Source organism: Novipirellula aureliae, from assembly GCF_007860185.1.
GTDB classification, from domain to species: Bacteria; Planctomycetota; Planctomycetia; order Pirellulales; family Pirellulaceae; genus Novipirellula_A; species Novipirellula_A aureliae.
In genome coordinates, this window is sequence record NZ_SJPY01000001.1 from 1,343,253 (window position 1) to 1,357,580 (window position 14,328).

13 protein-coding genes are annotated in these 14,328 nt (G+C 52.6%); 5 read left to right on the forward strand and 8 right to left on the reverse strand.

The features are described from left to right. Positions 1-115: 115 nt before the first annotated feature. Positions 116-259, reverse strand: coding sequence for a hypothetical protein (locus Q31b_RS27920; RefSeq protein WP_197170945.1), 144 nt, complete (start codon positions 257-259; stop codon positions 116-118). Between the two features lie 318 nt (positions 260-577). Here Q31b_RS27920 and Q31b_RS05120 point away from each other — a divergent pair, with 318 nt between their 5' ends. Continuing rightward, entirely contained in the window at positions 578-991 is a 414-nt protein-coding gene (locus Q31b_RS05120) for a hypothetical protein (RefSeq protein WP_197170947.1), read from the forward strand. Here the strand turns inward: Q31b_RS05120 and Q31b_RS05125 are convergent. After that, positions 927-2,447: a lipopolysaccharide biosynthesis protein gene (locus Q31b_RS05125; protein ID WP_146598512.1), complete on the reverse strand. Its 1,521-nt coding sequence runs from the start codon at positions 2,445-2,447 to the stop codon at positions 927-929. The genes Q31b_RS05120 and Q31b_RS05125 overlap by 65 nt on opposite strands. 215 nt (positions 2,448-2,662) lie before the next feature. Here Q31b_RS05125 and Q31b_RS05130 point away from each other — a divergent pair, with 215 nt between their 5' ends. Further along, complete coding sequence (locus Q31b_RS05130) at positions 2,663-3,184, forward strand: hypothetical protein (RefSeq protein WP_146598513.1); 522 nt, start codon at positions 2,663-2,665, stop codon at positions 3,182-3,184. A gap of 174 nt (positions 3,185-3,358) precedes the next feature. On the opposite strand, the gene Q31b_RS05135 is transcribed toward Q31b_RS05130, so the two are convergent. The 5 genes from Q31b_RS05135 to Q31b_RS05155 form a co-directional block, all read right to left on the reverse strand. Further along, positions 3,359-3,916, reverse strand: a complete 558-nt coding sequence (locus Q31b_RS05135) for an NYN domain-containing protein (protein WP_146598514.1) — start codon at positions 3,914-3,916, stop codon at positions 3,359-3,361. Positions 3,917-3,959: 43 nt separating this feature from the next. Further along, positions 3,960-4,751 carry a tRNA pseudouridine(38-40) synthase TruA gene (gene truA, locus Q31b_RS05140; RefSeq protein WP_146598515.1) on the reverse strand — a complete coding sequence of 264 codons (792 nt, stop codon included), beginning with the start codon at positions 4,749-4,751 and terminating at the stop codon, positions 3,960-3,962. Between the two features lie 3 nt (positions 4,752-4,754). Continuing rightward, positions 4,755-5,765: an aspartate-semialdehyde dehydrogenase gene (locus tag Q31b_RS05145; RefSeq protein ID WP_146598516.1), complete on the reverse strand. Its 1,011-nt coding sequence runs from the start codon at positions 5,763-5,765 to the stop codon at positions 4,755-4,757. Between the two features lie 221 nt (positions 5,766-5,986). Then, positions 5,987-7,219 carry a formylglycine-generating enzyme family protein gene (locus Q31b_RS05150; protein WP_390622301.1) on the reverse strand — a complete coding sequence of 411 codons (1,233 nt, stop codon included), beginning with the start codon at positions 7,217-7,219 and terminating at the stop codon, positions 5,987-5,989. Positions 7,220-7,449: 230 nt separating this feature from the next. After that, entirely contained in the window at positions 7,450-8,931 is a 1,482-nt protein-coding gene (locus Q31b_RS05155; protein ID WP_231617311.1) for a S1C family serine protease, read from the reverse strand. Between the two features lie 485 nt (positions 8,932-9,416). On the opposite strand from Q31b_RS05155, the gene Q31b_RS05160 reads away from it, so the two are divergent. Both Q31b_RS05160 and Q31b_RS05165 read left to right on the forward strand, forming a co-directional pair. Next, on the forward strand, positions 9,417-11,186 hold the full coding sequence (locus Q31b_RS05160; protein WP_146598518.1) for a glucuronate isomerase: 1,770 nt from the start codon (positions 9,417-9,419) through the stop codon (positions 11,184-11,186). 279 nt (positions 11,187-11,465) lie between these two features. Then, complete coding sequence (locus Q31b_RS05165) at positions 11,466-13,085, forward strand: TrkH family potassium uptake protein (RefSeq protein WP_146598519.1); 1,620 nt, start codon at positions 11,466-11,468, stop codon at positions 13,083-13,085. A gap of 6 nt (positions 13,086-13,091) precedes the next feature. Here Q31b_RS05165 and Q31b_RS05170 read toward each other — a convergent pair whose 3' ends face one another. Beyond that, the gene (locus Q31b_RS05170) at positions 13,092-13,469 is read right to left on the reverse strand and encodes a DUF3127 domain-containing protein (protein ID WP_146598520.1); all 378 of its coding nucleotides are present in this window, start codon (positions 13,467-13,469) and stop codon (positions 13,092-13,094) included. 198 nt (positions 13,470-13,667) lie between these two features. On the opposite strand from Q31b_RS05170, the gene Q31b_RS05175 reads away from it, so the two are divergent. Continuing rightward, positions 13,668-14,264: an amino acid kinase family protein gene (locus Q31b_RS05175; protein WP_146598521.1), complete on the forward strand. Its 597-nt coding sequence runs from the start codon at positions 13,668-13,670 to the stop codon at positions 14,262-14,264. Positions 14,265-14,328 lie beyond the last annotated feature (64 nt).

Here is a 14,328-nt window from a genome sequence, read left to right on the forward strand (position 1 = left end):
GCGATCATGGCCACCGAGCAGAAAAAACATCAAACGCCCAGTCTCCACCTGGAACGCACGACACATTTTAGTTTACCAAAAGCCTCTATCTGGCTATACTGGAAATCGCTTACTTTCAACCATACAAGGCGGATTGGATACCCCCATCCGGATCGAGTATCATGTCTGGATCGCTGCAAATACTCTTCATCAAATCGTTTGCCCGTGCCAGCTTTTGAGCGTCCATGCTCTTCTCCATCTTCCAAAATGTGTTTTCCATCCTGAACTCGGGGATTTCTTAGGACACGTTCGAAAAATGTTGTGCCAATTGCGAACACCGATATGCACTTCGAAGGTCCGCAGATCAATGCTTTTTCCCTGGCATTGACATGCGGATTGTCTTTTTGCTATCGACGGAAGTTATCTTCAAGAAATCCTTACACCCCAAACACTGCATCCACAATTTACCTACAAAAGCTTCACGCTTGGTCCATTTTGATGGGGCTGCGTCGTATGTTATGAAAGCGACTTGAAGAGAGCCGACATTCTTACCTTGGCGAGCATACCAATTAATAATCGTGTTTCGAAGGAGGGACAAATGGCGTTCTGCACAAATTTGCTTTTCTTGCTGGTTGCTGGAATTGCACCTTCAGGATCGCTAGCGGATTCTCAACGGACTCGGAAAAAGGTTGATCTCATCGAGCATCATCATTTTGTCGACAAGAACGGCCGTGAGGTTTTTCAGCAGGTCATCTTCTACGATTGGTCAGCCGCGAACCGGCGATTCCATGTCCGCGCTTGGCGATTGATCAAATCGGATGACCAAATTCCGATTCGTCAATTCGACCCGCCCCGCTATGAATGCAGTTGGAACGATGAAGGCTGCCAACGTCTCGTGACGGCACCTCAAATGAAGGAGACATGGACCCAACAAGACCCCGAGCGACTCAATCGAGCATTCTGGCCGGAAGAACGGCGTGTGCCACTTTGGGAAGCCCCCACCTCGCCTTGACCTGCATCAGTCCATCGAGCATCCAATTTTGAACTTGCTGATTTGTCGCTGGGATGATGGCAACAAAGAACAATGCAGTGATCGGGCCCAGCAATAGCGTCGCAGGCAACAAACTGATCAGCAACATCACCGAGTCGAAACGGAAGTCGCAGCGAACCATTGCGATCCACACGCCACTAAGCACAATCGCGTGAGAACACAAGGTTGCAATGACCGCACCCTGTAGCCCCCAAATCGGCAACAAGTAGCCGTTCAATGCGATGTTGGCAATCAAACCCAATGTGATCGCGATGCCAACCCATTTGCCGCGTTCGGCAACCCACAAATAGTCTTGGCCGACGATTGCAATCGAAGCCCAAATGTAGAACACGAATGCCATTGGCATTAACGCCAACCCGTCGCTGTAGCGATTTTCGAGCAGCGTAGCGAACAACCACGGTGCGATCACCAGCACCGCGGCACTGCCAGCGGTAAAGAACAACGAGATTGCGGTCAAGAATTTTCGCATCTGTTCAACCACTTCACGCCGCCGCCCCGATTCCCAGTCCGCGGATAAGTATGGCATTAGGACACCACTAATCATCGTGGCGAGACTCAGTAGTAGAACGGGAAAAATGCGTCCGCTATGGTATTGCCCGACAGCAGATTGGCCCGCCACTTCGCTGCCAGTCGTAAAATGCAGAATCATGTAGCGGTCCGACATCTCGAACAAATTGCTCAATAAATTCATCGCCCAAAGTGCTGCAGCGTATGGCAATAGTCGCCGCCACATCGAAGGAGCGTCAAAGCGGGATTCACTCTGCGGTAACCCACTCCAACCTTTGGAAAGCGTCCACAATCCAGGCAGCATGGCGACCAGCGATGCGATCGCAAAACTGACAATCACCCCCACAATCCCGCCACCCGCAATCAACCAAGTCAATGCGAATAGAGTAAAAAAGACGCTTTGCAAAAACTGCATCACCGAACCGACACGAATTTGCCTTAGCGAGCTCACCAGCTGGTGTACGAAGTTGAAGGCAATCGTCGCCAACACCCCCATCGCGACACTATAGGTCAAGGCTTGGCTATTCGAATCCAAAAAGATTAACCATCCGAACCAATCGGGCGCCACCAACATGGCGACTAGAAAAACGCTGCCCAGAATGGCAGTGGAAATCAGAAGCCGTTTGACAAGCGATCTCAAGTGGCCCTGTTGCCGATAGGTTTCAACATAACGAGGCAACGAGCCCGGCATTCCAAACAACATCACTGGAGTGATCATGATGATAAAGTCAAACGCCATCGCCCATTGACCAACGACGCTGTCGTCCATCAACCGGCAAAATAGAATGCCTCGCAGAAACCCAAACGCTCGCTGGACAATCGTCATCGCCAAAACAACCATCATCCCAAGGGCTAACGAATCCGCAGCAAAGCTCGCAGGCGTTTTTGTGCGTTCTAATGATGCTGACACAGGAACCCGACAGATACAGAGGACTGATAAGTGCTTGATGTTTCGATGCAGAAACACTCCGCTGAAATGTTGGTTAAACTAAAGAACGACTCCGACAAATTCCGAGCAACTCCAAGACAATCCAATCGTTCCCAGCCCCAAGGTTCTTGTTGTAAGGGTTGTAGTGAGTTGGGTGTAGGCTGGGTCAACCAGATGGAGCCCCGGCATCAACTTCAATGACCAACCCCTATAAACCACCGACTACGATCGAAAGTATCCAGGAGGAAACTCCTGCGATCAATCGCCATCGTTTTGCGGGCATCTGGATAGCGGCAAACGGGATGTTCCATTTTCTTCTGGTCAACTACATGAATGACCGAAACTCAGGCGGCCTTGATGATGACTTCCTGTATCTGGTTGGACTCGGAGTTTTCGTAGCTTTTGGGTTTCGGTGGGCAATGGGACTGGCTCGTTTGTTTGGCTCTTTCGCAGTTTTTGGATTGTGTGTTTTTCTCGTCGTCTTCCTACTGAGTCCATGGATTGACTCGACGGCGGAAAGCGAATTGCATTACGGCTCGATCGTCATCAAGAATCCAACGAACTGGCACCTGGCGATTTCCTGGTTCGCGTTTGCCTTCGCGGTCCTGCCTCCTTGGTGGCACTTGCAAATCGAGCGTGGTGAATGGGTGACGAAACGACGAGAGATCGACTTAAAGAAACTTGCTGATAAGTTGGATACGGGTAGTGGACCTTGTTAAAGATCCGTGCCGAGTGGGATCTTTAACAAGATCCACTACGAAAGTAGCGACATTATCCAGCTAGAGCATTTTGATTTTTGACGTGGCTGGGGCTTCCAGCCCCAGTTGAGAAGAACGCTGCGGCTGGAAGCCACAGCCACTAAATAAGCAGCCTACGGCTTTTTGCAAAATGCTCTAGTCATCGAATCCGAATTCTCGGAGCCATTGCTCGATTTCCTTTTCCGACATATTGCCTTTTGGCTTGCCAGAACTTGGCGAATCGCCCTGCCCTCCCCTGCCCTGCCCTGCCCTTTCGCTTTTCAATTTTGCGGAAATCGCTAATGGAGCATGTCCATCGAGTAGATCATCGAGCCAAGCCTCTGCATCGAATGCTGTTGCGCCTCGCCTCCGAGCGGCATCTTGCAATCGATGATCGGAGGAAACGACTGCCAATTGCTTCGGTGCACTATGCGCACGAATGAGTTCTTCGATCAAATCGTCTGCTTCGTCATGGTCGACTGCGAAGCGAACATCAAGACCTCTAACCGTATACTCGCTGTCCCGGTTTGAAGGTGATGAGTTCGCGTCGAAGACCACACAGGTGCGACTGCGAACGGGCTCAGGAAGATGATCGCACAAACGACGTAGCAATCGCTGTCGCTCGTGGTGAAGCCAATTTGGATCGGGGCTTCGCCCTGGCCCCGCCACGGGTGCGATCACGTTGTAGCCGTCGATGAGTAAACGAAGAGACATGCGAAATGGATTGAGTGTGGAAGCTTATTTAATGGTACGCAAGCTAGAAGCTTACGCCACACGAATCTGGATAATCCACTCGCTTTAGGAATAATCCTTGCGGTGGCGCGGTGGGACCGGCGGCATCACGATCTTTCGCTACGAAAACCTCGTCGACCCAAGTGGGCGATTGCTTGCCTTTGCCTATCTCGACCAATGTCCCAACGATGTTGCGAACCATGTTATAGAGAAAACCATCCGATTCGATCTCGATGGAGATCCGCTCGCCGTGCAGACCAAGAGGCATATCGGAGGGGAGTTCGCGGATAAATTCACATGCCTTGATCGTGCGAATGGTTGTCCTTCTGGGGCTGCCGGCCCCTTGGAAACTGGCAAAGTCCTTCGTGCCAACGAACCGGCCGCAAGCCTCTTCGATCGCTTCGAGATGCGTGACCCCTTTTACTCGCCAACGGTAGCGAAAATCAAAAACGCTTCGAATCCCGCCAAGTTGCAATTGGTACCGGTAACGTTTACCGATCGCATCGCGAATCGCATGAAAGTTGTCGGGGGCGTCGGCGCAGTGGAGCACGACGATGGTTGCGGGCAAATGGACGTTCATCGCTCTTCCTAACTCCGCCGCGCTGGCCCGCCAATTCGGTGTTTGGAAACTGGCGACTTGCGCCAACGCGTGGACACCCGAGTCCGTGCGTCCACTGCCAGTCACCGGCACGCGTTCGCCCGTCAGTTTGACGAGAGCGCGTTCGAGCATTCCTTGAATTGTCGTTTGGCGTGGCTGGATTTGCCAACCCGCGAAGTCGGTTCCGTCATAACCGACCGTAATTTTGAACGTACGCACGACCTATTTTGACGATTGCTTCATCATCAGTTCGGCAATTTGGACGGCGTTGGTCGCAGCCCCTTTGCGAAGATTATCGCTAACGCACCAAAATGCAATCCCGTTAGGGCTACTGATGTCTTTACGAATTCGCCCGACAAACACATCGTCTTTGCCATCGCAATCGCGAGGCATCGGGTATTGCATATTCGCCAAATCATCAACGACGGTGATACCGTCAAAGCCATTGAATAATTCGATCGCTTCTTCGACTGATAATGGTTTCTCGGTTTCCACCAAAATCGACTCACTGTGTCCCGTCGCGACGGGAACACGAACACAAGTCGGACAAACTTGGATCTCGTCGTCCCCAAAGATTTTTCGAGTCTCATACACCATCTTCATCTCTTCGCTGGTGTAGCCTTCATATTTATGGGATCCGATCTGCGGAATGAGATTGAAGCCGATTGGATGCTGAAACGTTTTCGGTGGATGCGTTTTTCCGACCAAGGCACTTCGGACACTATCGTTAAGCTCCACATTGCCCGACAGTCCCGCACCGCTGGTCGCTTGGTAGGTGCTAACGACCACTCGGCGGATGCGAGCGGCGCGGTGCAGCGGAGCAAGGGCGACGACCATTTGCGTGGTGCTGCAATTAGGACTGGCCAGGATCCCGTCGTGCTTATCGACCGCTTCAGGATTGACCTCTGGAATGATGAGCGGGACCTTGGGATCCATCCGCCAATAGCCGCTTTCGTCAACCACGACTGCCCCCTCTTTCACCGCATAGGGGGCAAAATCGGCCGACACTTCATCGGGGGTACTGGCGATAACGAGATCAACGTTATTGAACGCTCCTGGTTCCAGGAGTCCGACTTTGATTGTTTCGCCCGCATAACGAACCTCGCTGCCAGCAGACCGTTGCGAAGCAAGCAATTTCAGCTTTCGGAACGGTAAATCCCGCTTTTGCAATTGTTCTAAAACGATTCGGCCAACAGCGCCCGTAGCACCAACGACGGCAAGGGTTTCGTACACTTTCTGGGTCTCAAAATAGATGGTAAAAGTATGTCAACTCGGTAAGTTTACTTTTCCTGACGCTACTTTGGGTAGCGGGTATCCATCGGCATCCCAAAATGGGCGTCGATATGGGGCCAGCGATGACACGGGGCCAGCGATGACACGGGGCCAGCGATGACACGGCCCCAGCGATGATACGGGGCCGGCACAAAATTGGGGCCAGCGATCACTGGCGACGATCACTCTTTCTGCAATGCTTTGATCGCAGCCGGCAAAGTTGGATCGATGATCCCCCAACCACCACGTCCACCGAGCATTCTTGATTCGACGTCGCCCTTGACGTCCTCGGCGTTGGCTTCCCAGAACTTACCTATCAATTCATTGTCGAGCGGTTTGTAGGATCGGATGAGGCGGAATCCGACACCACGAGCCAAGTCGCTGGTAAACCACCAGGGGCTGCGTGGAAAATTGGGGTCGTCCACCTTCCAAGGCTCATCATCGGACGCCAAACGAGCTGCACTGCGAAGAGCCTCGGGATCCATTTCAAAACTGCCACCTCGAACCACACATGGGCTCGACGTCTCGGGCCAAACAACGACTTCGGTTGCGTGAAGAGGCGTCTTCGTCGCTGATGCCTTTTCGGCAAAAACCTTGTAGCCATCCTCGGTATACTGATTCATCGTCCATTCGGCTGCGTTCCCATGCATATCGTACAGCCCAAACGGATTCGGTTTTTTGGTCCCAACCTCACCTAAACCGTCGGTGGCGTTATTGAAACTCCAAGCGTAATCGTCAATCTCGTCGGCGGAATCGCCAAAGCTATAGGCCGTCTTCGTGCCTCCGCGAGCGGCGTATTCCCACTCGGCTTCGGTAGGAAGTCGAAATTGCTGGCCTGTCAGTCGGCTAAGCCATTTCGAGTACTGCTGGGCAGAGTACTGAGTAATCGTGACCGCAGGCTGATCGTCTTGCTCTCCGAATTCGTAAGTGAAACTAGGATCATACAACTCCGTTGGCGCGGTCACGGCGTCGATCTTGTTTGAATCGTCCACCGGACGAATACCATTGGCTTCGAATTCTTTGAAGATCGCGTATAACTTCATGTACTCGCGATATTGCCCCCATGTCGTTTCCGTCTTCGCTACCCACATCGGATCGACGATCACTTCGACTTGAGGCCCTTCGTCATCGTTGCGGTCGGCTTCGTCTTCGGGGCTTCCGAGCAAAAACGTCCCCCCTGGAATCGGAACCATTTCGATTTCGACATCCGTCCCGGGAATTCGCAAGGAATAGGGAACCATGAAGCCCTCGTCGACTTTGACCGACGGCCCTGACGATGGCTGCTGTGCGGCAATGCCAAGTTTTGTCGCAGCGTCAGGTGAATCCGCAACCGCGCCCACCGACATTGCCATAGCTGACAACACAGCGAAAGACGCGATGGACTTCGGAAACCGACAACAAACAAATCTCTTCATATTACTTTGTCTAGTCATTTGGAGGTTCGGAAAGCATCAAAAGACAGATTGGCATTTTTAGGCTAGCCATCATCGGATGCGAAGGTGGGACGAACGAGCGGACTGCATTCTAATCGAATGGGGCATCTTTGCAATTGCAAGAGGAGATGGGATGCCCCTTCAGGCGTCCGCGTCGCAATGTCGCTCAGCTCTCCGAGCCGATGGACAATGGCGGATAGGTGGGCCCCGTTCTAAAACTCAGGCCGACTTCCCAGTTGAACAGCCAGCACCATTTTTTCGCCATCGCGATAAAGTTCGATGTCGACGATGGTGTCCGCAACGCACCCGCCGATCAGTCGCATCAGATGCCCGACGTCGCTGATCGGTTGCTGGTCGACGGAAACGATCAGATCACCGACTCTCAATCCCGCCACAGCAGCCGGCGATGTGAGATCGGTCATTGCATTGACGATCGCCCCGCGAACGCGAGCGTTATCGCCGATCAGATCGCTGTCGGCCACCTCACCAAGCCCCACTCCCAACCATCCACGCTCGACACGCCCGGTTTCAATAATTCGCTCGTAAACTTGTCGAACGACGTTACTAGGAATGGAAAAGCTAACGCCTTGATAGGTATCCCCGACAATCGCCGTGTTGATTCCGACCAACTTGCCTCGCACGTCAACAAGCGGCCCGCCGCTGTTGCCTGGGTTGACCGCGACATCGCTTTGCATGAAATCTTGATACTGAGTACTGGCCCGGACCATGCGATGCTTTCCGCTCAAAATCCCGAACGTCACCGTTCGATCTAAGCCAAAGGGACTGCCGACAGCCCAGACAGGTGAACCGACTCGGCAACGGTCGCTATCGCCCCACGTGATCGGCAGTAAATTACCAATGTTGACTTTCAAGACAGCCAAGTCGGTCAGCGGGTCGGTTCCAACCACGGTGGCGGTCGTTCGCCGACCGTCGCCTAACGTTACGTTGATCCTCTCGCCGCCTGCGATAACGTGGCGGTTGGTCACCAAATAGCCCGCTTCGTCAATCACCACTCCACTACCTTGATCAGCAACCATATAGGCGTCAGAACGGATCAAATTAGCAAGCGGTGTTTGATTTGCGCTGGCATGTCGCGAGACTTCGATATGCACGACGCTTGGACCGACGGCGGCGGTGACCATTTGATAAGCTTCACTCAAACTATCGAGCGAAACATTCTTCAGCCCCTCATTGCCGGTGTCGTATTCCGCCCGCAGTTCACCGCGATGCCAGGCGTAGCGAATCTCTTCAACCACTTGAGGAACCGCATAGCGAGCGGCAGCCAACATCACCGCCATCGTTGCCAACAACACCAAGCTTTGCAAAGCAGGATCAGGGTGATGCGATCGGCGAGCAGTCCCTTTTTCCGTCGGCTCGGCGTTACCATCCACTTTCTCTGACTCGCCAACGGTCGGCAGCTCGGACGGCTCGGAGGGCTCCGATTTCGCGACGACATCGGCCGTGACGATGGACGTTTCTGCAACGGCAGACTCAGGGACTCGATGAACCGGTGGAGGCACGATCCTTGATGGATTGGCTTGCTCGGGAAAAGATTCACCTAAAGCAGCACCATCGATACGATATTCACGAAACTCATTTACATAATCGGAATGATCGAAATCGATGTCGTCGCCGTGATCGGGCTCGCCGCCAACATCGAGGACGTCACGCGCATTGTCGTTTGAGGTGGGCAAGTCAAGAACTCCGACGAATGATGAAAAGCGATCCTATCGGACGCTCTATTGATAGTAGGCAGAATCACCCACTAAGCAAGCCCGAACGCTACAGAAAGAAACGTTATTGAAGCACTTCCCCCTCTAAGAAGTGGTGATTGTCTGCATACTTCCCCCAAATTTCACCGTTCGAAGCTACGGAACCACGACAATCGTTACATCCCAAACCGCCGCCCTTCAAGAGCCACTTTATGGCTTGAAAGACGGTTTTGCCTCCATGTCGCACGGCTCTCCGAGTTGACAGTACCACCGGATTCGCCCTGGCCTACATGGGCTCCCCTGATGGACGGCGTTTTCCGCTCGGAAAGGGTGCGACCATCGAAACGATCACCGACCCAGGACAGGTTTTCAGGCCTGCACATAGCGCACCGGTGGTGATTTGCCGTTAAGATAGGATGCTCAATTCGGAGACGTTGCTTCCTCCTACCCATTTGACCGTCATTGTCATGCCACATTCTGCCGCCGAAACGATTTATCAAGCCATTGAGTCGATCGAGTTAATTGATCCGCATACGCACATCAATCCCCACGCGCCCGCATCACGGACATTGGCGGACATCCTCGGCTATCACTATTATACGGAATTAGCCCACTCGGCAGGCATGCCGAAAGAGCCGATCGAAGAACCAGACCTCGCTCCTCGTGAACTCGTCCGACGTTTGGTCGAAAATTTGCAACCTCTCGAGAACACGTCCCAGTACCACTGGTTGGTCGCAATTTGTCAAAAATTTTTCAGTTTCCAATCCGACCGACTCGACAGTTCCAACTGGGAAGCCCTCTACGACACGGCCGAGAAGACCATGTCTGCTGCCGACTGGTCCCAAACAGTGCTCCAAGAGAGCAAGGTCCGCGCGGTCTTTTTAACCAATGACTTTGACGATTCTCTCGAAGGTTTTGATACCGAAACCTACATTCCCTGCTTGCGGACGGATGACTTGGTGTTCAAATTCCACCAGCGTGAAACGCAGGAACGACTCGAGCGGTCGAGCGGAGTTTCGCTAAACGGTTCGCTCAGCAGTCTTCGAGACGCACTCAGGCAGCGATTCGAACACTTTTCGGCAAAGGGTGGACGAGCTTGTGCAATCTCATTGCCACCCAACTTCGAGCCGACCCTGGTCAACGAGGGTCGTGGGACCAACGCATTCGACGCAATGCTGCATCAAAGCGAGTCGGCAGCACCCGCTCAAAAACAGGCCTTCTCTCGGACGTTGTTTTGGATGCTAGCGGAATTATGCGACGAGTTCGGTCTTCCCTTCGACCTGATGATCGGAGTCAACCGCGGTGTCTATGCAAGCGGCGTCTATCAGGGACAAGATTTATACGATAGCCGTGTCTCACTCATCCAATACCGTGAACTGTTTAATGCCTTTGCAGACGTAAAATTTCCAGTTTCCGTACTGGCGAGTGTCACCAATCAAGAATTGGTCAGCTATGCATGGATTTTTCCCAACGTCCTAACCAACGGACATTGGTGGTACAGCAACACACCATCGTTCATCCATCGCGACGCTCAAGCGCGTTTGGAAGCCGTCCCTGCGAACAAACAGATTGGGTATTACAGCGATGCTTATAAACTCGAATTCGTCTGGCCCAAATTTGATATGTATCGGCGCGTGCTGTCCAACGTTCTAGCGGATCATTTCGTGGGCATGAATGGCTGGAGCGAAGAGCGAGCGATTGAACTTGGACACCGAGTCCTACGCGGTAACGTCGAAGAGATTTTTCTAAAACAATCCGCTTCGAAAATGACATTCGATTCGGCGTCTTCTAAACCGGCGTCTTCTAAACCAGCGTCAACCTCCGACTTAGGAAGCATTGCCTTGGCCGCCGAGGCAATCGGTACGGTTGCGGTGGAACCGATCGACCAACTACCTAGCGAAGACGAGATTCAGATGCTTGAGGTCCCAGATGTCGAACTTGACAGAGGGTCAGACCAAGAGTCTCACCCCGATGCGGATGCGATTGATGCTCAAGCTGAACCCGACCCGTTGCCGCTCGAGTCCTTGTCGTTCGACAATCCATCGGATGAGTCTGCCGCTAGCTTGCATCATGAAATCCAACCGTTACGAAATGAAAAATCGTTTGAACTCGATGAGGACAGTTTGCAGCTGAAACCGGATCCCATGACGGGTGAGCTACGGTTACCAAATCCAGCCGAATCGAACGACGAGGGCGAAAATTCCGAGGACGATGATTTCGAGCTACGTGACGAGTAGCCGGTAGACTGGGGCAAGTCGGTGGTAGCGATGCCTGAGCCAGCACGTTAGCACGATCATGTTTGCAATGTGCTAAACGCCCGATGCCGGGTCTCCGGCTGGCCACCCCAGCCTCCGAGTCGACCCTGGCTACGAGTCGACCCTGGCTACGAGTCGACCCTGGCTACGAAGGGAGTACCTTTGGCGTTAGAATGCTAGCCACCAACTTTTCCGATTCCCCGTTTTGACGGCAACAAATTGAATTACCCGCTGCTTTTTCGGGTGCTTGGCACCATCTGCATGCTGATTGGCGCTTCGATGGGTTTCTGCTTGCCGTTTGCATTCCCTGCCCTTGCCAACCGAACTTACCTACCAGCCGCATCGGCGTTCGAGTCACAAGCCGCCTATGGGTTGTTACTGAGCATGACGATTAGCATTGTCAGTGGCGCGATATTGTGGTTGAGCGGCCGTCGGCATCGTGGCGGACCGCTCTATCAAAAAGAAGCGATGGCGATCGTTGGACTTTCCTGGGTCATGGCGACCATCCTCGGCGCCCTACCCTACTACCTCAGCGGTACCCAAATCGCAGCCAATGAGCCAATCACGTTCATCGAAGCGATGTTTGAGTCCCAGTCTGGTTTTAGCACTACCGGTGCAACGGTACTGACCGATCTGGAAACCCCCGGGTTGGTTCCTCACTGTATCTTGTTTTGGCGATCTTGGACCCACTTTCTTGGCGGCTTGGGAATCGTCGTCTTGTTCGTTGCCATCTTGGGTCAAGGTTCGGCAGGCAAAGCGATGATGCGAGCCGAGATGCCAGGACCCACGAAAGAGGGCAGCATGGCACGAATGCAACACACTGCACTGGTATTCGCTGCGATCTACATTGGGCTCAATCTAATCCTAACGGTTATCTATGCTCTCGAGGGTATGTCTCTATTCGATTCGATGTGCCATGCGTTTGGGACGATGGCAACAGGCGGTTTCAGTACCTACAACCGAAGTCTGGGACGTTTCGAGAGTGTCACGATCGAATACACAACCGTACTATTTATGATCTTGGCTGGCACCAATTTCACGATTCTCTATCTGACGCTGCTGCGCGGGCCTCAAGCATTGTTTCGGGATATCGAGTTCCGAACCTACATCGGATTCATTGCGGTCGCTTCGGTTGGCATCGTCTTTTTTGGGATGCGAGCCGGAGACGTCGGATTCGGCAACATCTTTGATTCCTCTCGCAACGCCCTGTTCCAAGTCGTCTCGATCATGACCACAACAGGCTACGGGACGGCAGACTTTGACAAATGGAATAACTTTGGACGCGGAGCTTTACTTCTACTGATGTTTGTTGGCGGTTGCGCGGGCAGCACGGGGGGTGGATTAAAGGTAATCCGACACGTTCTATTTTACAAAATCCTACGTCACGAAATCGAAAAAGCACATCGCCCACGAGTCGTTCGTTTGCTACGAGTTGGCGGATCCACTGTCGACGATCCAAACATTGCTCATGGCATCGTGGTTTACTTTTCAATCATCCTAGCAATCTTTGTCTTTTCTTGGCTCACGCTGATCACGTTCGAGCCAAGCAGCACGTGGGGTGTGGTAACCGAACAAACCATCGCCCAGTATGAAGAAAAACAGCCCGAGGAGGCGGTCGAGCGCATCGAGAAATCGAAACAAGAAATTTCTGAACTGATGAACGAGGGTACGATCGACGAGAAATTGCTCGATTGTGCCAGCGCCGTCGCAGCAACGCTAAACAACATCGGACCAGGTCTCGGTGTGGTCGGCGCGACGCAGAACTACGCTCGCTTTAGTCAAGGAGCCAAACTGCTATTCGTTTGGCTGATGATGCTTGGCCGTGTGGAGGTTTTTAGCGTTCTGGTACTGGTTTTCCCCAGCTTCTGGCGGCGGATTTGATTCACGCTAAAACGGAGCGTCTTCTTCACTCGCTTGGTCGAAAGCGTCATTCGGCGACTCCGAAACCCGCTCGGTCATCGTTCCGCCGCCGCTATTGACGACTCGAAATGAAAGCGCCTCGGCATTCAAAAAGAATTTCACTTCGCTCTGGTCGTCTTTCTGCCAACGACGACCATTGAGCCGATACACGACCTCAATCTCATCACCCACGTTCAAATCGTCCGCCAGCTCACAACCATCCTTCAAGAATTCGACGGGCACGTAGTTGGTAAAACTACCCTTTTCCTGCTCGAGCACAACCAAACGCTTGCGAAACCCATTATTCCCGTACTCTTTCGTCTCTTCGACCAAATGGACAACGCCACTGACTTTTGCATCACTCATCTTAAAAACCACCTTGAAAACAAAATGCTAAACCGATCACGCCATTATGGGATCGTAACCATTGGTTTGGCAACCGCTAGAGCCAAGAAAGCTCGAATCACGAACACGAACCATCGCTAGAACCGGCTATGATTTGCGACAATCCTCGTTACGCCGATACATTCACCCATCCAGAACAACGGGTTTTTCTAACAACCAATGCCAAACATCCAACGTGTACGCGTGATAAAGCTTGGTGGTAGCTTGCTATCGCTAAAGAACCTCCAGGAAACATTTCATCGTTGGTGCCGTGAGAATCCGCACCCACTCACTTTCGTCATCGTGGGCGGAGGAGGTATCGTCGACGCGGTCCGTGAGATCAACGCCGCGAATCCAATCCCCGATAAATTTTCTCATTGGCTTTGCATTGATTTGATGCGGCACACCGCTCGGTTGGCACATCAAATTCTTGGCAACGTCGATCTCTATGAAACAATGCACGACCTACAACAAACGTTCTCATCATCGACGAAAGATCAGACCACGCCCATCATTGCGGTCGTACAGATTGGGATCTGCTTTAAGCCCGAATTCCCCAACATGGGCTTGCCAGCCAATTGGGACGTGACCTCCGACACCTTGGCCGCAGCGTTCTCCCAAATGTTTGCCGCAGAGGAACTGATTGTGATGAAATCGGCCGACGTGCCGATCGGATTCGAACTCAATGACCTAGCCGAGATCGGTTTGGTCGACCCCCATTTCGCTGACCTAGCAAAGGAGACGAAAATCCGATTTGTCAATTTGAGAACCTTCTAGCTTTCCAACAGAGAATGATTGGAGATGGCAAATTGAGGGTCGAGGATTTTGCGAAGGATCCCGC

Excerpts from the sequence above, each read along its gene's own strand:
- Q31b_RS27920 (WP_197170945.1), bottom strand. The coding sequence starts at position 259 with ATGGAAAACACATTTTGGAAGATGGAGAAGAGCATGGACGCTCAAAAG.
- Q31b_RS05120 (WP_197170947.1), top strand. The coding sequence starts at position 578 with ATGGCGTTCTGCACAAATTTGCTTTTCTTGCTGGTTGCTGGAATTGCA.
- Q31b_RS05130 (WP_146598513.1), top strand. The coding sequence starts at position 2,663 with ATGACCAACCCCTATAAACCACCGACTACGATCGAAAGTATCCAGGAG.
- Q31b_RS05135 (WP_146598514.1), bottom strand. The coding sequence starts at position 3,916 with ATGTCTCTTCGTTTACTCATCGACGGCTACAACGTGATCGCACCCGTG.
- Q31b_RS05150 (WP_390622301.1), bottom strand. The coding sequence starts at position 7,219 with ATGAAGAGATTTGTTTGTTGTCGGTTTCCGAAGTCCATCGCGTCTTTC.
- Q31b_RS05160 (WP_146598518.1), top strand. The coding sequence starts at position 9,417 with ATGCCACATTCTGCCGCCGAAACGATTTATCAAGCCATTGAGTCGATC.
- Q31b_RS05165 (WP_146598519.1), top strand. The coding sequence starts at position 11,466 with ATGCTGATTGGCGCTTCGATGGGTTTCTGCTTGCCGTTTGCATTCCCT.
- Q31b_RS05170 (WP_146598520.1), bottom strand. The coding sequence starts at position 13,469 with ATGAGTGATGCAAAAGTCAGTGGCGTTGTCCATTTGGTCGAAGAGACG.
- Q31b_RS05175 (WP_146598521.1), top strand. The coding sequence starts at position 13,668 with ATGCCAAACATCCAACGTGTACGCGTGATAAAGCTTGGTGGTAGCTTG.